The following is a 16,243-nucleotide window of genomic DNA, read 5'->3' on the forward strand; positions in this document are numbered from 1 at the left end:
AGGTGAGGATGACGCTGGTGGATAGACATGGCTGAAACATCCTGGCGCGATCGGCTCTTCGGCGGCCTCAAGCGCACGTCCGACAAGCTCGGCGAAAATCTCACCGGCCTCTTCACCAAGGCGGCTCTGGACGAACAGACGCTGGACGAGATCGAGGAAGCGCTGATTATCAGCGACCTTGGCCCCGCCATGGCCGCCCGCGTGCGCGACCGCCTGTCCGAGGGCCGCTACAATCGCGAACTGACCGAAGATTATCTGCGGGAGATCATCGCGGAGGAAATCGAGAAGGTTCTCGCTCCCGTTGCCCGTCCGCTGGAGATAGAGGCTTTCCCCCGTCCGCAGGTGATCCTGGTCATCGGCGTCAACGGATCGGGCAAGACCACCACCATCGCCAAGCTCGCCAACCTCTTCCTGGAGCAGGATTATGGCGTGATGCTGGCGGCGGGCGACACCTTCCGCGCCGCCGCCATCGGCCAGCTCAAGGTGTGGGCCGAGCGGCTGGGCATTCCCATCGTCGCGGGCAAGGAAGGCGGCGACGCGGCCGGCATCGTCTTCGACGCGGTCAAGCAGGCCACCGCCACCGGCATCGACGTGCTGATCGTCGACACGGCGGGCCGTCTCCAGAACAAGACCGAACTGATGGACGAACTGGCGAAGATTCGCCGCGTGCTCGGCCGGTTGAACCCGGCGGCGCCGCATGACGTTGTGCTGGTGCTGGATGCGACGACGGGACAGAATGCGTTGAACCAGATCGAGGTGTTCAAGGAATTCGCGCAGGTAACAGGCCTTGTCATGACCAAGCTGGACGGCACGGCACGCGGCGGCGTACTCGTCGCGGCGGCGGAGAAATACCGCCTGCCCATCCATGCCATTGGCGTTGGTGAGAAGATCGGGGATCTGCGCCCCTTCGATCCAGGCGACATGGCGCGGGCGATAGCGGGAACCGCCTATGCGCGGTGAACCGACCCCTCCCAAGGCAACAACGTGCTCCTGCGAAGGCAGGGGCCCAGTTCAGACGGCAGGCCTGGGCTCCTGTCTTCGCAGGAGCACGGAAGCGCACAATGGATAATCGAAAAAAAACCACCCACAACGGCAACCTGTCCCTCGCGCTCGACTTCGGCCCGCTCCTCGTCTTCTTCCTGACCTACAAGGGAGCGGGCTGGCTCTGGGGTCCGGGCAATCCGATCACCGCCATGATGTTCGGCACGGCCGCCTTCATGGCTGCGATCGTCATCGCCGTGATCATCTCCCGCGTGAAGCTCGGCCGGGTCTCCCCCATGCTCTGGCTGTCGGCTCTGCTGATCCTCTTCTTCGGCGGCCTCACCATCTATTTCCGCGACCAGAGCTTCATCCAGATCAAGCCGACCATCATCTACGCCTTCTTCGCACTGATGCTGTTTGCCGGGTTGATGCGCGGCAAGGCGCTACTCAAATATCTCCTCCAGGCCGCCTATGACGGCCTGACCGAGACCGGCTGGCGAAAGCTGTCGCGCAATTGGGCCTTCTTCTTCGTGGCCATGGCGCTCGCCAATGAGGTGATGCGCCGGACGATGAGCTTCGACAGCTGGCTCGCCGTCAAAGTCTGGGGCGTTACCATAGTGTCGGTCCTGTTCGCCGCCGCAAACATCCCGATGCTGATGCGCCACGGCCTCGACCTGGGCGAAACGCTCGACAGTGACGAGGTTGGCGAAACGACCCCGCCGCAGGGCTAGAGCATTTTCGGGTTGCGCCGAGTCATATGTTCTGATTCGAAGGTGTCGGTTAATCGGCGAGGCTGAGATGACGGCACCCTTATCCCAGGATTTGCGCAAACGGCTTGTCGCGGCTGTAGCGGAAGGCAGTTCTGCCCGCGCGGCAGCGGCCCGGTTTCAGGTGAGCCCGGCAGCGGCGGTGAGCATCGTGCGCCGAGCACGGGAGACCGGTAGTACAGAGCCTGCCCGGATCGGCGGTTATCGTCGGCCGCTTCTGGCGGATCATGAGGCCTTGTTGCGTGAACCGATGTCCACCCGGAAGGGTATCACGCTGGCCGAGATCAGGGCGGAACTGGTCGAACGAGGTATCCAGCCGGGTTCGCTCTCGACGATCTGGTCAACCCTCAAGCGGTTTGGCCTGTCCCATAAAAAAAGTCGCTGAGGGCCGCCGAGCAGGATCGGCCTGACGTTGCCGATCATCGTCAGCGCTGGCGGGTGTGGCAGCGCTTCATGGACCCAGCCGCGCTTGTGTTCCTGGATGAAACCGGCGCGACCACCAATATGGCTCGACGCTATGGCTGGAGTCCCAAGGGCGAGCGCCTGATCGACGCTGCCCCATTCGGTCATTGGCGAACGACGACATTCATCGCGAGCCTGCGTTCGACCGGAATCATCGCTCCGATGGTCCTCGATGGCCCCATGACAGGCGAAACCTTCCGCGCCTATGTCGAACAGTTCCTGGCACCGACGCTGTCGCCGGGCGACGTGGTCGTCCTCGACAACCTGCCGGCTCATAAGGTCGCCGGCATTCGTGAGGCCCTCACCGCCGTTGGCGCCAGCATCCTGTACCTTCAGCCCTACAGTCCGGACCTGAACCCGATTGAGCAATTGTTCGCCAAACTCAAGGCGCTTCTGCGAAAGGCGGCGGCTCGCACCCGCGACGCCCTGTGGGATACCATCGGTCGTTTGCTCCCCGCCTTCAGCCCTACAGAATGCCGCAACTACATCGAAAACTCAGGATATGCCTTCGACTAAAACAAAAATACTCTAGAGCATCGTGCGCAAAAGTGGGAACCGGTTTTGCGCAAAAACGATGCGACATCAAAAGCATAGAGCGCGCTGCGTGATTCGGATTTACGTAACCCGCTCTAAGGTTGGTGGATCTGATCAGATCGAAACCTGCTCTGGGGCAGGCGTCACCAGACACCCGCCCCCTTGATCAGGCATCAGCTGAAATTGACCATGCAATAGAGCATCGCCAGCGAAAGCAGGGTGTTCATGCGACTGAACATCATCGCGGTGGTCGCCGCCTTCGCTTTCACGTCATCCTCTGCCGGAACGATGCCGAGCGCCTTTTTCTGGTTCGGCCAGATCACGAACCAGACGTTGAACGCCATGATCAGCGCCAGCCACATGCCGATGCCGATCAGCAGATAAGGCTGCTGCAAGGTCAGCGCCTGGACGACATAACCCGCCAGCCAGGCCACGATCAGACCCGTGAGCACCGTCATGGCCGCGCCCCAGCGGAAGAAGAACAGGGCCGCAGGCGCGATATGCTTGGAAACGCCCGGCTTCAGTTCCGCCGGAATTTTCGGCATGGTGGGGATCTGGACGAAGTTGAAATAATAAAGCAGCCCGATCCAGGTGATGCCGAAGAACAGGTGCAGCCATCGAAAGATCGTGTTCGCGTCCACCATCCCCGCATGCGCGCCGAACATCACTATGATCGCGAGCAGCAGCCCCGCAGCCAGGACAAGATGTAGATTGCCGAAGAATTTTGCCATGGACCCTTCCCCCAAAGTTCCGACCGCCGCATTCTCCTGACGGCCTGGCCCGTGATGCTATGCGATCGTTACGCCGATGTCACATGGATATTTCCGTATCTTAGACGAAAATATCCTGTTTTTCGTCAATCGATAACACTGCTAGGGGCGGGGAGCCTTCCGGCCGCATCATCGTTATGCGGCCATCCGATCCAAGAACCCGAGGAGTTCCGACATGGCCTTTGTTTTGCCCCCCCTGCCCTATCCCAAGGATGCCTTTGGCGACATCCTGACCGCCGAAACCTTCGACTTCCACCATGGCAAGCACCACAATGCCTATGTCGTGAAGGCCAATGAACTGGTCGCGGCCGACGCCTCTCTCCAGGGCAAGTCGCTGGTCGAGCTGATCAAGTCCAGCAAGGGTGGCCTGTTCAACCAGGTTGGCCAGATCTGGAACCACAGCTTCTATTGGCAGTCGCTCTCTCCCACCAAGACCGCGCCGTCGGGCCAGTTGCTGGACCTCATCAATGAGGGTTTCGGTTCGGTCGATGCGCTGATCGAAAAGCTGAAGGCCGAGGCGGTGGGTCATTTCGCCAGCGGCTGGGCTGCGTTGATCCTGAAGGACGGCAAGCTGGAAGTCACCAGCTATCATGATGCGGACACGCCCGTCGCGCATGAGGGCCACCAGCCCCTGCTGATCCTCGATGTGTGGGAGCATGCCTATTATATCGATTATCGCAACGCACGTCCCAACTATGCCGACCGCGTCCTCAAGGAAGCGATCAACTGGGACTTCGCCGCGCAGAATCTCGACGGCCAAGGCGTCAGCCGCGCCGACCAGCCGGCCTGATTGGAGAAGGCCCGCCGCTCGCAGTGCGCGGCGGGCCTCCCGCTCCTCGAACCTTTGAAGTCCCGACAACTGTTTCTTAACCCGGCTTGGGGGAATATCCCACGGGGATGAGGGAACAGCGCATGGACCTCGAAAGTTTGCAGAATTTGCAGAAACAGCATGATGAGATAGAGGCAATGGCCGTCCGTTTTCGTCAGGCGATCGCGGATGACAATGTTCCGCAAAGACTGGGTACGCTGCGCTGGCAGTTCGCGCGGCTGCTGATGGCGCATCTGGCACTGGAAGACCGGATTTTCTATCCCAACATGCAGCGGCAGCGACATGAAAAGCTGCGAAGCACGGCCGCCCGTCTCGAAAGCGAAATGGCTCCCATCGCCGGCGATTTTGCCGCCTATATGGCACGATGGAGCGATGACCGGATCGAACGCGAATGGACCGGTTTCTGTCGCGAAACCCGTGAGATATTGGCCAGCATCATGAATCGGCTGCACCAGGAAGAAGGATTGCTGATGCCCCTGCTGTCCGATGCCGGATTGATCGAACCGGCCCGGATAATGCGCGGAGGCTGAACTCAGCCTTCCCCCACCGGGACGAGATTCAGCGCCTCGGCCAATTCATTCAGGTCAGCGCCAGCCCGCACCAGCAACCAGTCACGGGATTGCGCGCCGTCGACGACCGTCACTGCCCCTTTTGGACAGACGCCCAGGCAATTCACCTCCACGATCCCCACCGCCGCCTTGCGTCCCTTCTTCAGCGAAAGATGCCGCCGCAACGCCTTGGCGAGCCGCTCGTCACCCTCAGGACCGAAGCCGCCGTCCAGCTTCTTCGAACATTTACGGCAGACAAGCACCGCATGATCCCAGTTCGACCCGATGCGATCCTTCAATCCGTCCGCCCCCGCGGTTTCCATGTCCGACGCTCCTCCGCGGCCCTCAGCACTTCATAGGCGGCCTGGATCGTCTGGAAGCGTATGGCGGCCTGTGCATCGCCAGGCTTCACATCGGGATGATATTCCTTGGCCAGACGCCGCCAGCTTTTCTTCACGGCATCGAAATCGGCGTCGTCCTCCAGTTCCAGCGCCTGCAGCGCATGCAGTTCGTCACGGGAACGGGTGCCGTCTCCTGGCCCGCCCCAGCCATGGTAGGCGCTGTTCTGATAGCCGCCCGCATCACGCCGCTCGGTACGTTCGCGCTGATCGCGTTCTTCCTGGTCGAGACCCTGAAAATAATCCCAGTTGCGATTATATTCCGCCGCGTGATCGGTACAGAAATACCAGCGCTCGCGGCTGTTCGGCGATTTGGGCGCGGGGCAGTCGCCAGGCCGGTCGCAGCCATGCCGGTCGCACAGGCGCACCTGCTGCGCCTCACGCGATGCGCCATAGCTGCGCCAGCGGGGAAAGCCCCAGTCATTGGATCGGCTGCTTCTTGCCATGGTTCCAAATTAGGCAGGCCGCAGGCGGAACGCCACCCCGGCTGCTGATGAAAATTGCCTTCATTTCAAATCCTCCCCATCGTCGGATGGCGAGAATCCCAATGCCAGAGGGCCTGTAAGCCGGGTTCTGTCCCCCTCTTGCGAGAGGTGGCGACCATTCCTCTAGGGGGCGGATCGCTCCGTCCCTCAAGCAACCAACCCGGGCGGTCTCAGCCGAAACAGGCCTAGCAGCCTAAAACTGCGCGCCGCCCCTATTCGGTCTTGCTCCCGGTGGGGTTTACCGTGCCGCCTTCCGTTGCCGGAGGCGCGGTGCGCTCTTACCGCACCCTTTCAATTTCGCTGAGCCGAAGCTGTAGCGACCTGCTTTCTGTTGCACTGTCCCTTGGATCACTCCAGCCGGCCGTTAGCCGGCACCGTCATTTCGTGGAGCCCGGACTTTCCTCGCCGTGGAAGTTACCCGCCACGCCGCGGCCGCCCGGCCCTCTGGCAGAGGCGCCTATACACAGGTCAGGGGCGCTCGTCATCCCTTTGCATCATCATTCCGCTCAATCGTCGCCCTGCGGCTTCGGCAACAGCAGGGCCAACAGGATGGCGCGACATTCTCCGTCGATGATCCCGTCGATCAGTTCCGGCCGGAACCGGCGCTGAAACGCCACCACCGCCGCCCGCGGCTCGGCAATGTCATAGCCGAAGCGTTCGAGCGCCAGCATGAAGCCCCCGTCGCTCCAATGCGGGTCCATGAGATTCCTGGTGGGGCGCGGCAGGGCCAGCCGCAGCCGCGCCAACTGGGCCCAGGGAAATAACTCGCCAGGATCCTGCTTGCGGGCCGGAGCAACGTCACTGTGCCCGACGATATTGCCGCGGGTGATCTTGTGGCGCTGCACGATCTGGTGGATCAGCGGGATCAGCGACCCCATCTGCGCGTCCGGAAAGGGCCGATAGCCCCATTCATGGCCTGGATTGACGATCTCGATCCCGATGCTGGCGGAATTGATATCGTCAATGCCGCGCCAATGGGCCCGGCCCGCATGCCACGCGCGCTTTTCTTCATCCACCATGCGAATGACCTGCCCGTCCTCGGTCACGACATAATGGGCGGAAACCTTGGATTCCGGGCTGACGAGCCAGTTGATCGCCGTCGCCGCATCCACCATCCCGGTATAGTGCAGCACCAGCATCGAAACCGGCAGGCCGCGTTCGTCGAAATTGGGTGATGGCGTGTCGATCATGGGAAAGTCGTTCATCGCCAGAGGCCCGTCGCTCGCATTCGTCCGTCAACGCCTCGATAGGGCGCGAACAGACCATGGCCGACAGCGGCAGGCCAATCAAGCGGGCTGCGGCATTTTCCCGCGGCAGCTATCAGATCGATCAGATCGCCCGCCGCCGCTCTTCATTCCCCTGCCCCGCCGCCTCGGCGCGGCGTCCATAGCCGCCGCGAAATTCCGCATGAGGCACAAAGTCCTCGCTGTGGCCGATCACCGTCTCGCCCGCGCCCAACAGCAGGACCGAGCCGGAATGGCTGTGCCGCGCGAGGAGGCGCAGTACGGACTGCCGGCGTTCGGGGGTGAAGTAGAGGAGCACGTTGCGGCAGAGCAGAAGGTCATATTCCCCCAGCGGCGCGCGTGCGTCGAACAGGTTGTCGGTTCGAAAATCGATCATCTGCCGCAGAGCCGAATTGGCTCGCCAGTCATCGCCCGCAGGATCGAACCATTTGAGCAGGTCGCCCACCGGCAAGCCGCGTTGCACATCCATCTGGGTGAAGATGCCTGCTTTTGCCTGGGCTATGGCCGCAGTGGAAATATCGGTCGCCAATATCTCTATCCGCCAGCCGCGCCACTTCGCCATATCGTTGCAGAGCTGGATCGCCAGCGAATAGACTTCCTGCCCTGTCGAACAGCCTGCGCTCCAGATGCGCAGCGTCCTGTCGGATCGCTGGGCATGAATGCGCGGCAGGATATGGCGGTGGATCATGTCGAAAATCTGGAGGTCGCGGAAAAAACTGCTTTCATTGTTCAGCAGCGCATTGACCACGTCGTTTTCCAGCGCCGCGTCCTTATGTGCGATCAGCCGGGCCGCCAGCGCATCCATGTCACCCAGGCCGTGGGCGCGCAGCACGGGCTTCAGCGCCGTCTCCATCCGCCATGCCCGGTTTTCGGACAAAACCTGCCCGGTGCGCGCCTCCAGCAGGCCGGAAAAAATGCGCGCCGCGCCGCGTGCCGCAGGGACCGGCGAAGCGGCACCGGACGAAAGGGAGTCGGCCGAAGGGGGCAATGCCATCAGTTTCTGTTCTTTCCTCTTCGCGCCACGAAGTCCATGATCGCATGGGGTTCGAGCAGGGCGCAGTTCAATCCTTCTCCGGCGACCGATCCGGGCATTCCCCAAACGACGCTGCTTGCTTCATCCTGCGCCACGATCCATCCGCCGGCCGCGACGATTTCGCGCGCACCCGCCGTCCCGTCCCGCCCCATGCCCGTCAGCACCACGCCCGCCGCGCCGGCGCCATAGGCCTGGGCCATGCTGGCGAACATCGGGTCGACGCCCGGCAGGTTGCCGGTGGGCGTGCGCTGCGCATTCAGCACCACGGAAACCCGGCCATAAAGACCTGGTCGAAGCTGGAGATTGGCGTCGCCCGGCGCGACATAGACGACGTCAGGGACCAGTATTTCTCCCTGTTCCGCCACCTTGACGCGCAGGAATGTCATGCGTCCCAGTTGCTCGACGAAATAATGGGTGAAGCTGGCGGGAAGATGCTGGGTCAGCAGGATCGGCACGCCCAATGGATCAGTCAGGCCCGCGAAAAGCCGTCCCAGCGCGTGGATGCCTCCGGTCGATGCGCCGATGCCGAGGCAGGCGAGCGGCTGGGTCACCTGCTGCGGGCCGATATGCTGGGGCGGCTGAACCGCGACAGCCATGGCGTTGCCGCTGAACAGGCGCGACAGCCGGTCCATCAGCGCCTGCGGAAACTGCTCGCCAAAACTGCCGCTACCTGGCTTTGCCAGTATGTCGCTGGCACCCAGGGCCAGAGCTTCGACTGCCGCGGCGCTCCCCTCCCCGCAATTACCGGACAGGATCACGACCTTGGCCCGCGGATTGGTCTTCAGGATCGCCGGCAGTGCCATGAGGCCGCTCTGTCCCGGCAGCTCTATGTCGAGCAGGATCAGGTCGACCTCATGGTCCCGCAAATAGCCGAGCGCATGTTCGGCGCTATTGGTCTTGTGCGTGACGGAAAATCTGCGATCGGCATTCAATATCCGCTCTATGACCGTCCTTACCACGACCGAATCGTCGACGATGAGGGTGCGCAGCGGCGCATCCTCACCCCGGCTGAAGGCCATGATCGGCACGTGAACGGTCATCGAAGCAAGTCTTTCTGAACAAAGGCGAACTGAACAAGCAAGAAGTGCCGGCGGGGGCACCGGATCCGGACGCGACGCCTAGATGACGCCGACGATCGTCAGCTTGCTTTCCAGAGTTTCGCGATCGAATGGCTTCATGACATATTCGTCTGCGCCCGCTTCGACCGCGGCCTTGATATGGCTGATGCCATTTTCGGTGGTGCAGAAGATGATCTTGGGCCGAGAGGAGAGCTTGGCATCCGGCAGCGCCTGGAGGAATTCCATTCCGCTCATCACGGGCATGTTCCAGTCCAGCAGCACCACGTCGGGGACCGATGTCTCGCATTGCGTAAGGGCGTCACGGCCGTCGACCGCCTCGCTCACCGACAGGTCGAGCGATTCCAATATGTGGCGGGCGACTTTGCGGATGACCTTGGAATCATCCACCACCAGGCAGTTTTTCATAATGCGTCCCTTATTTTGCGTCCCATCCGTGCAAGTCCTAATCAGCAAAGGCGAGGATTTGGTAAACGCCGGCACGAGATCGTCATGCCCATCCGAAATCATGCCGCCTGCGTGACCGAGCCGCCCTCAATGAAGCCGCTCAGCGACACGAGCAGATAGGGTTGCCCCTCATGCTCCACCAGGCTGCGAGCATAGGGTATCCAGGCAGGGTCCAACTGGCCCCGCAGCGGCAATTCGCCCACCGGCACCTGGCAGATGTCGTGCACGGCGTCGACCATCAACCCATAGCTATGGCCACTGATGTCGGCGATGATCGCAAAGCCACACTGCTGTGCGGGTGTCTTGCGCCCTCGTACCAGCGCCGCGACGTCGATGACCGTCAACACGCGGCTCCGCAGCGCGGAAAGGCCGGCGACATGTGCGCCCATGCCAGGCACGGGCGAAATGTCGGTGAGCTTGACCACCGCCTCGACCTCCCGGGTCTCTACCGCGATTCTCGTACCGGCCAACGTGGCGAAGAGGTAAAGCTGGTTCATTAGGCTGTCCTCCCGGCCTGACGCCCCGATCCAGCGAGCGCAGCCATCAGCGCGTCCTGATCGTAGCGATAGATGCTGCTGTCCTGGGGGCCGGTCGGACGAGGCGTCGCGCGCAACTGGACAATTCGGCAGCCCAGAAGTTCGTTGGCCGGCGACGTGTCCGATCCGGTGAACAATACCACATCCTGCGGGTCGACCGCCTCGCCAGCGGGCAGGCCCATCACCACCTCATGCCCGGCCTGGCGAAGCAGCGGCGCCAATATTTCACGGGTCCAGCCATCCTCGCTGTCGGCCAGCAGACAGCGCCCCCCAGTCCGCTCCACCATCGGCTGTTCCGGCAGTCCAGCGAAGAGGGCGAACGGGTTGATCACCTCCAGATGCTCGCCATCGATCACGGCGACGCCGCTCAACAAGCCGTGCATCGCCACCATGTCCGGCACGGCAGGCATTTCCACGATATCCAGAACCGCGGCGACCGGGTAGCAGGCCTCCCGCGTACCATCGCGCAGGCGGAGCGCGGCGACCTTCTCCCCGGCAAAGGCGTGATGGCCATTGGCCACCGGCACCAGCCGTCCGTCCAGCCGCACGAAGCCGCGCCCGCCCGACTGGCCGAACAGCCGGGCATCGATGTCCTCCACCCGCTCGATCAGCGAAAGCTTGAGCAGTCGCCGCTCCCCCGAATATTCCTCGAACCGCAAGGCGGACACCATCTCGACGCCCTGCGCTTCTTCCTTTTGCCCCACCCGGCCCTCCGCCTGGTCGTCGACGATGTTGGGCAAACGCGCCGCATTGGCCAGTCCCGCCGCATCCAGCAACAGCATCGGCTTACCATTGTCGGGCAAGGTCATGCCGGCATAGACACCCGACGCCATCACAAGCGGCGAGGCAGGACGGATCACCAATTCCTCGTGATTTTCGACCGCCGACACGCCCATGGCAAAGGGAACGCCGGTTGCGGAACGCACCACCATCAATACGCGCGGTCCGGGCTGCGCGACCCGTTCCATGCCCAGCACATCTTCCAGGTCGATCATGGAATGGCGGACCGACCGGATCGTCGCGATCTTGGCGCCGCCCACTTCCGCGATGGTCAGCATCTCATTGTTGTCATGCAATATTTCCACGACCGCAGCGCGCGGAATGGCGAAATGCAGGTCGCCTGCTCGCACGATCAGTCCCGGAATGATCGTCAGCGTGAGCGGCACCCGCAAGGTTATGGTCAGCCCGCAGCCCGGACGGTTGTCGAGCGCGATGACCCCGCCGATCCGCTCCACATTCGCGCGGACCACGTCCATGCCGACGCCGCGTCCGGAAATGGCCGTGACCTGGTTCGCGGTCGAAAGGCCGGGGTGGAAGATCAGGTCGAGCCTTTCCGCCTCGCTCATTCGCGCTGCGCCGTCCGGCGTCAGGCGACCCGCCGCCACCGCCTTGTCGACCAGGCGGCCGGTATTGATGCCCTGCCCATCGTCGGAAATCTCGATGACGATCTGATTGCCCGACTGACGCGCCTCCAGCCTCAGCCGCCCCGCCTCGGGCTTGCCCAGCGCGCGGCGCTTTTCGGGCGCTTCTATGCCATGGTCGATGCTGTTGCGGACGATATGGGTAAGCGGGTCGACGACCATCTCGACCATTTCGCGATCCATTTCGACATCGCCGCCCTCAAGGCTGAGGTCAATGCGCTTGCCCAATTCCCTGCTGAGGTCGCGAACCATGCGCGGGATGGCAGTGAACAATCGATCGACGCGCTGCATCCGAGTCTTGGAAATGGCGTCACGCATGTCAGCGACGCAGGTCGACAGCCGTTCGAAGGCGCTTTCCAGTTCCGGATCAGTCGACCGTTCTCGGAGCTTGCGCGACAGTTCGTTCCGCGCCAGCACCATGTCCGACACGCCATTCATCAATTGGTCGATCAGCGACAGCGGCAAGCGGATCGTACGCGGCGCCGATTGTCCCGCGGAAGTCCGCATGACAATCGGCGCCGACATCTCCTCGTCCGTTACGGTGGGTTCCGTCTCAGCGAGCCTGCCGGTCAGGGCCGCGATCAGATAATCGTCATTCTCCTGCGGCAACGCGGCGCCAATGGCCACCGCCTCGGCAAGTTCCGCGATGCGATCCATGATGCCCAGCACGGCGCTGACAGTAGCAGGATCGGCAATCCGCTTGCCCGCCCGGATTTCCGAAAGAACATCCTCGGCGGCGTGGCTCAACCGTTCGAAGCGCGGCAGGTTCAGGAAACCGCAACTCCCCTTCACCGTATGGAAGAAGCGGAAAATGGCATCCAGGCGATCGCGGTCCCCAGGGTCTGCTTCCCAGGCGACGACCTCCCCCGCCAACGCTTCCAACGTCTCGCGCGTTTCCGATATGAATTCCTGGAGTAACTCGTCCATTCCACCGCCTCATGGATAGGCGGCGGACCATGAAGCAGCCGTGGTTAAATCCCCGTTAAAGAGGACCGATCCCGCAATGCAAAAGAAAGGGGCGCCGCGACAGACCGTCGCGACGCCCCCTGCGGCTCGGGTAGAAAGCCTGGATCAGTGCGCCTGGTTCTTCTCAACCGCGTCGGCCGCCTTCTCGCCGGCTTCGCGGGTGGCATCCGCCTTGTTCTCCAGCGCGTCGGCAGCGTTTTCAGCGGCGTTTTCGGCATTGCCGCTCAGATTGTCGGCCATCGCTTCCATATTGTCAGCCTGGTTGTCGATGGCGTCCGCCTGATTCTCATACGCGTTCTCGACCTTGTTCTCCTGCTTGGAATCGCACGCAGCAAGTGCGATCAGGCTGGCAAGGCCAAGGACTGATACGAAGGTTTTCACGGCGTTTTCTCCTGTTGCGCCCCCATGGGCTGACGTCATTCGGCAAGGGGACCGGATGCCCGGAACCCTGACGCCCATCAACTGGTCGCGGGAAATATGGTTCCCGCCGCGGGCTCCTTTCGTCGCAGAAACGACTTATTTTTTAAGGGAATCCCGAATTTCGCGCAGCAGCAGCACGTCCTCCGGCGTGGCCGCCGGCGCCTCATCGGGCTTGGGCATCAGCTTGTTCACTGCCCTGACCAGCAGGAAAATGATGAAGGCCAGGATCAGGAAATTGACGAAGACCGTCAGGAATTCACCCCAGCCGAACATGGCGACATTGGCGGCCTTCAGATCGGCATAGCTGTTCGGATTGCCCTTGAACCCGGCGGGAATCTCTCCCAGCCGGATGAAATAGCCGGAAAAGTCGGCGCCCCCGAAGATATAGCCGACGACCGGCATGATCAGATCGTCCGTCAGCGACTTGGTGATGGTTGCGAATGCGCCGCCGATGATCACGCCGACGGCCAGGTCCATGACATTGCCGCGATTGATGAACGTCTTGAATTCGGAAATCAGCCCCATGGCGAACCCCTTGTCCTGATTGCGATATTGACAGCATGGACCGTTGCGCAGGCTTCAACAACCGCCTATTTCGTCACACGAAACAAGCCTGAGGATGTTCCATGACGATCCTGCGCCAGTTCCGACTTTTCCTCCTGCCTCTGTTGGGCGCCTTTGCGCTCAGCGCCTGCGGCATCAACAGCGTCCCTGCCGCAGAAGAGGTCGCCAAGGCCAAATGGGCCGACGTGCAGGCCCAATATCAGCGCCGGGCCAATCTGGTCGGCAATCTCGTGGCCACGGTGAAGGCCGCGGGCAAGCAGGAACAGGACACGCTGGTAAAGGTGACGGAAGCCCGCGCCAAGGCGACTTCGGTCCAGGTCACTGCGGCCGATCTGTCCGACCCAGCCAAGGTGCAGCAGTTCCAGCAGGCGCAGGCGCAGTTGAGCCAAGGGCTGGGCCGTCTGCTCGCTTCGGTCGAAGCCTATCCCGAGCTCAAGACCAACCAGAATTTCCTTGATCTGCAGTCGCAGCTTGAAGGAACGGAGAACCGCATCGCTGTCGCCATCCGCGACTATAATGAAGCGGTGCGCGCCTATAATACCCGCATCCGCACCTTCCCCGATGCGATCGGCGCCAAGATCATCCATGGCGCCAAACCCATGACCCCGTTCCAGGCCACGACGCCAGGCGCGGAAGAGGCGCCGAAGGTCGATTTCGGCAACTGAGCCGGTGATGCTCCGCCGCCTGCTCCTGATCCTCGCGCTGCTGGCTTTCCTGCCTGCCGCGGGGATGGCGGGAATTGCGCCTGCCGCGCAGGCCCAGACCTTTCCCAAGCTGACAGGGCGGGTGGTGGACGACGCCTCCCTGCTGTCCGCGCAGCAGAAACAGGCCCTGACCGACAAGCTTGCTGCGCTGGAAAAGCAGAGCGGGCGTCAGTTGGTGGTTGCGACCCTGCCGGACCTCCAGGGTTATGACATATCCGATTATGGCTATCAGCTCGGCCGCGCCTGGGGCATCGGCTCCAAGGACAGGAATGACGGCGCACTGCTGATCATTGCCCCCAAGGAGCGCAAGGTCCGGATCGAGGTCGGCTACGGTCTGGAAAGCATCATGACCGATGCGCTCTCTTCCCAGATCATCCGGAACGACATCACGCCCCGTTTCAAGGCAGGCGACTTGCCGGGCGGCATCGATGCAGGGGTGGATGCGATTGGCAAGCTGCTGAGCCTGCCGCCTGAAGAAGCCAGGGCACTTGCGGCGCAGGCCGAGGCCAAAGCACGCGACGCGTCGGACGATGGCGGGACATTCATGCTGATATTCTGGCTCATCGTCGTCGCGATGATCATCGTCGCCATGCTTGCCGGACGAGGCAAAGGACGCCGCTATCGGGGTGGATCAGGACCGATCATCCTCTGGGGGCCCGGCGATTCCGGCTGGGGCGGCGGGGGCGGATCGGGCTGGGGCGGGGGCGGCTGGGGCGGCGGAAGCGACGGCTTCTCCGGCGGCGGCGGCAGCTTCGGCGGCGGCGGCGCCTCGGGAGACTGGTGATGCGCCTGATCATGAACGAAGCCGATCGCGACCACGTAACGGCCGCCGTCGTCGAAGCGGAGAAGGCTACCGATGGTGAGATCGTCACCATCGTGGCACGCCGGTCCGACGCCTATCATGACGCCGGACTGCACTGGGCGATAGGCGTGGTGTTCCTTGCCCTTTCGGTGGCGGCAGCCTTCCCGCAGCAATTTCGCCGCCTCTGTTCCTGGCTGCTGCAAAGCTGGGAACATGAGATCGAGGATTGGAAGCTGCTGACGGTCCTGCTGGGCCTGCTGATCCTCAAATTCCTGATCGTCCGCTATGCGCTCGCCTGGATGCCGCTGCGCATGGCGCTGACGCCAAAGGCCACCAAGGCCCGCCGTGTGCGCCGCCGCGCCATTACGCTGTTCCGCGCCGTTGCGCAGGGACGAACGCGCGGGCGGACCGGCGTGCTCATCTATCTCTCGCTGGATGAACATCGGGCGGAACTCGTCGCGGATGCAGCGATCAATGAAAAGGTCGCGCCCGAGGTCTGGGGCAAGGCGATGGCCGCGCTAGTGGATGGTGCACAGGCAGGTCGCGCCGCTGAAGGCATGGCGGAAGCCGTACGGCAGGTCGGCCGGGTGCTGGCCGAACATTTTCCCGCGACCGGCGACAATCCCAACGAATTGCCCGACAGGCTGATCGAACTATGAGCGAACATGACGGAACCTCCCCCGAAGAGATCATGTGGGAGGGGAGATTCATCACGGCCAAGCGGCGGGGGCGCTGGGAATATGTGGGCAGGGCACGGGGCATCCATGCCGCCGTCATCCTGGCCGTGGATGAGGCGGCAGATGGACGGCACGTGCTGCTGGTCGACCAATTCCGCGTACCGCTGGGCCGCCGCTGCATCGAACTGCCCGCCGGGCTGGTGGGCGACCAGGAAGAAGGCGAGGAAGCCATGCTGGCCGCTACCCGGGAACTGGAGGAGGAGACCGGCTACCGTCCGGGCCGTCTGGAAAATCTGGGCGAATATTACAGCTCGCCCGGCATGGTGTCGGAGAGCTTCAGCTTGTTCCGGGCGCATGACCTGGTGAAAACCGGCGAAGGCGGTGGTGTGGAGGGCGAGGACATCCGGGTTCATCGCGTCCCGCTGAACGCCATCCATGAAAGGATCGCGGCATGGCGGAAGGACGGTTTCGCCATCGACGTGAAATTGCTTCTGCTGCTTGGCGCAGGATTTGTGGATTAGGACATTGTCACAAGTGGGAATCGATCATCCACTTATGACGATGCGCCAATATGAATCC

General features: G+C 62.5%; 20 protein-coding genes and 1 other RNA gene. 9 read left to right on the plus strand and 12 right to left on the minus strand.

Annotated elements, in window-relative coordinates; genetic code table 11:
• Positions 1–27 precede the first annotated feature (27 nt).
• From ftsY to MRBLMC3_RS05775, 3 genes are all read left to right on the plus strand, one after another.
• Entirely contained in the window at positions 28–960 is a 933-nt protein-coding gene (gene ftsY, locus MRBLMC3_RS05765) for a signal recognition particle-docking protein FtsY (protein WP_133654796.1), read from the plus strand.
• Positions 961–1,061: 101 nt separating this feature from the next.
• Complete coding sequence (ispZ, locus tag MRBLMC3_RS05770; RefSeq protein ID WP_363734418.1) at positions 1,062–1,712, plus strand: septation protein IspZ; 651 nt, start codon at positions 1,062–1,064, stop codon at positions 1,710–1,712.
• Between the two features lie 67 nt (positions 1,713–1,779).
• Positions 1,780–2,726, plus strand: a protein-coding gene (locus MRBLMC3_RS05775) for an IS630 family transposase (protein ID WP_414714627.1) whose coding sequence is annotated in 2 segments (ribosomal slippage) — positions 1,780–2,118 and positions 2,121–2,726 — 945 coding nt in all. Because the reading frame shifts where the segments join, the coding sequence is not laid out codon by codon here.
• A 191-nt stretch (positions 2,727–2,917) separates the two neighbouring features.
• On the opposite strand, the gene MRBLMC3_RS05780 is transcribed toward MRBLMC3_RS05775, so the two are convergent.
• Entirely contained in the window at positions 2,918–3,475 is a 558-nt protein-coding gene (locus MRBLMC3_RS05780; protein ID WP_363734417.1) for a urate hydroxylase PuuD, read from the minus strand.
• A gap of 214 nt (positions 3,476–3,689) precedes the next feature.
• On the opposite strand from MRBLMC3_RS05780, the gene MRBLMC3_RS05785 reads away from it, so the two are divergent.
• Positions 3,690–4,304 carry a superoxide dismutase gene (locus MRBLMC3_RS05785; RefSeq protein ID WP_133654793.1) on the plus strand — a complete coding sequence of 205 codons (615 nt, stop codon included), beginning with the start codon at positions 3,690–3,692 and terminating at the stop codon, positions 4,302–4,304.
• Positions 4,305–4,426: 122 nt separating this feature from the next.
• Complete coding sequence (locus MRBLMC3_RS05790; protein ID WP_363734415.1) at positions 4,427–4,873, plus strand: hemerythrin domain-containing protein; 447 nt, start codon at positions 4,427–4,429, stop codon at positions 4,871–4,873.
• Between the two features lie 2 nt (positions 4,874–4,875).
• On the opposite strand, the gene MRBLMC3_RS05795 is transcribed toward MRBLMC3_RS05790, so the two are convergent.
• The 11 genes from MRBLMC3_RS05795 to mscL form a co-directional block, all read right to left on the minus strand.
• Positions 4,876–5,214, minus strand: a complete 339-nt coding sequence (locus tag MRBLMC3_RS05795) for a (2Fe-2S) ferredoxin domain-containing protein (protein WP_363826515.1) — start codon at positions 5,212–5,214, stop codon at positions 4,876–4,878.
• A complete protein-coding gene (locus MRBLMC3_RS05800) occupies positions 5,187–5,735 on the minus strand; it encodes a J domain-containing protein (protein ID WP_133654790.1) in 549 nt (182 codons plus the stop codon). The genes MRBLMC3_RS05795 and MRBLMC3_RS05800 overlap by 28 nt, the downstream gene beginning before the upstream one ends.
• A gap of 100 nt (positions 5,736–5,835) precedes the next feature.
• Positions 5,836–6,222, minus strand: an RNA gene (gene rnpB, locus MRBLMC3_RS05805) — RNase P RNA component class A.
• 58 nt (positions 6,223–6,280) lie between these two features.
• On the minus strand, positions 6,281–6,979 hold the full coding sequence (locus MRBLMC3_RS05810; RefSeq protein WP_363826518.1) for an N-acetylmuramoyl-L-alanine amidase: 699 nt from the start codon (positions 6,977–6,979) through the stop codon (positions 6,281–6,283).
• Between the two features lie 124 nt (positions 6,980–7,103).
• Positions 7,104–8,012 (minus strand): CheR family methyltransferase, encoded by a 909-nt coding sequence (locus MRBLMC3_RS05815; RefSeq protein WP_363826521.1) that lies wholly within the window; start codon positions 8,010–8,012, stop codon positions 7,104–7,106.
• Entirely contained in the window at positions 8,012–9,091 is a 1,080-nt protein-coding gene (locus MRBLMC3_RS05820; protein ID WP_363826524.1) for a chemotaxis protein CheB, read from the minus strand. The genes MRBLMC3_RS05815 and MRBLMC3_RS05820 overlap by 1 nt, the downstream gene beginning before the upstream one ends.
• Before the next feature lie 78 nt (positions 9,092–9,169).
• Complete coding sequence (locus MRBLMC3_RS05825; RefSeq protein WP_133654787.1) at positions 9,170–9,535, minus strand: response regulator; 366 nt, start codon at positions 9,533–9,535, stop codon at positions 9,170–9,172.
• A gap of 98 nt (positions 9,536–9,633) precedes the next feature.
• Entirely contained in the window at positions 9,634–10,071 is a 438-nt protein-coding gene (locus tag MRBLMC3_RS05830) for a chemotaxis protein CheW (RefSeq protein ID WP_363826527.1), read from the minus strand.
• Positions 10,071–12,458: a chemotaxis protein CheA gene (locus MRBLMC3_RS05835; protein ID WP_363826530.1), complete on the minus strand. Its 2,388-nt coding sequence runs from the start codon at positions 12,456–12,458 to the stop codon at positions 10,071–10,073. Before MRBLMC3_RS05835 ends, MRBLMC3_RS05830 begins: the two co-directional genes overlap by 1 nt.
• 144 nt (positions 12,459–12,602) lie before the next feature.
• Positions 12,603–12,878, minus strand: coding sequence for a hypothetical protein (locus tag MRBLMC3_RS05840; RefSeq protein WP_133654784.1), 276 nt, complete (start codon positions 12,876–12,878; stop codon positions 12,603–12,605).
• Positions 12,879–13,013: 135 nt separating this feature from the next.
• On the minus strand, positions 13,014–13,442 hold the full coding sequence (gene mscL, locus MRBLMC3_RS05845; RefSeq protein WP_363734408.1) for a large conductance mechanosensitive channel protein MscL: 429 nt from the start codon (positions 13,440–13,442) through the stop codon (positions 13,014–13,016).
• Between the two features lie 101 nt (positions 13,443–13,543).
• Here mscL and MRBLMC3_RS05850 point away from each other — a divergent pair, with 101 nt between their 5' ends.
• Genes MRBLMC3_RS05850 through MRBLMC3_RS05865 form a run of 4 tightly spaced genes read left to right on the plus strand, consistent with a single transcriptional unit; the run spans position 13,544 to position 16,185 of the window.
• Positions 13,544–14,146, plus strand: a complete 603-nt coding sequence (locus MRBLMC3_RS05850; RefSeq protein ID WP_363734407.1) for a LemA family protein — start codon at positions 13,544–13,546, stop codon at positions 14,144–14,146.
• Positions 14,147–14,153: 7 nt separating this feature from the next.
• Positions 14,154–14,969, plus strand: coding sequence for a TPM domain-containing protein (locus MRBLMC3_RS05855; protein ID WP_363826533.1), 816 nt, complete (start codon positions 14,154–14,156; stop codon positions 14,967–14,969).
• Positions 14,969–15,646 carry a TPM domain-containing protein gene (locus tag MRBLMC3_RS05860; RefSeq protein ID WP_363734405.1) on the plus strand — a complete coding sequence of 226 codons (678 nt, stop codon included), beginning with the start codon at positions 14,969–14,971 and terminating at the stop codon, positions 15,644–15,646. Before MRBLMC3_RS05855 ends, MRBLMC3_RS05860 begins: the two co-directional genes overlap by 1 nt.
• Positions 15,643–16,185, plus strand: coding sequence for an NUDIX hydrolase (locus MRBLMC3_RS05865; RefSeq protein ID WP_363734404.1), 543 nt, complete (start codon positions 15,643–15,645; stop codon positions 16,183–16,185). The genes MRBLMC3_RS05860 and MRBLMC3_RS05865 overlap by 4 nt, the downstream gene beginning before the upstream one ends.
• The last annotated feature ends 58 nt before the right edge of the window (positions 16,186–16,243 follow it).

The organism is Sphingobium sp. LMC3-1-1.1 (assembly GCF_040676285.1).
In the GTDB taxonomy this organism is placed as follows: Bacteria; Pseudomonadota; Alphaproteobacteria; order Sphingomonadales; family Sphingomonadaceae; genus Sphingobium.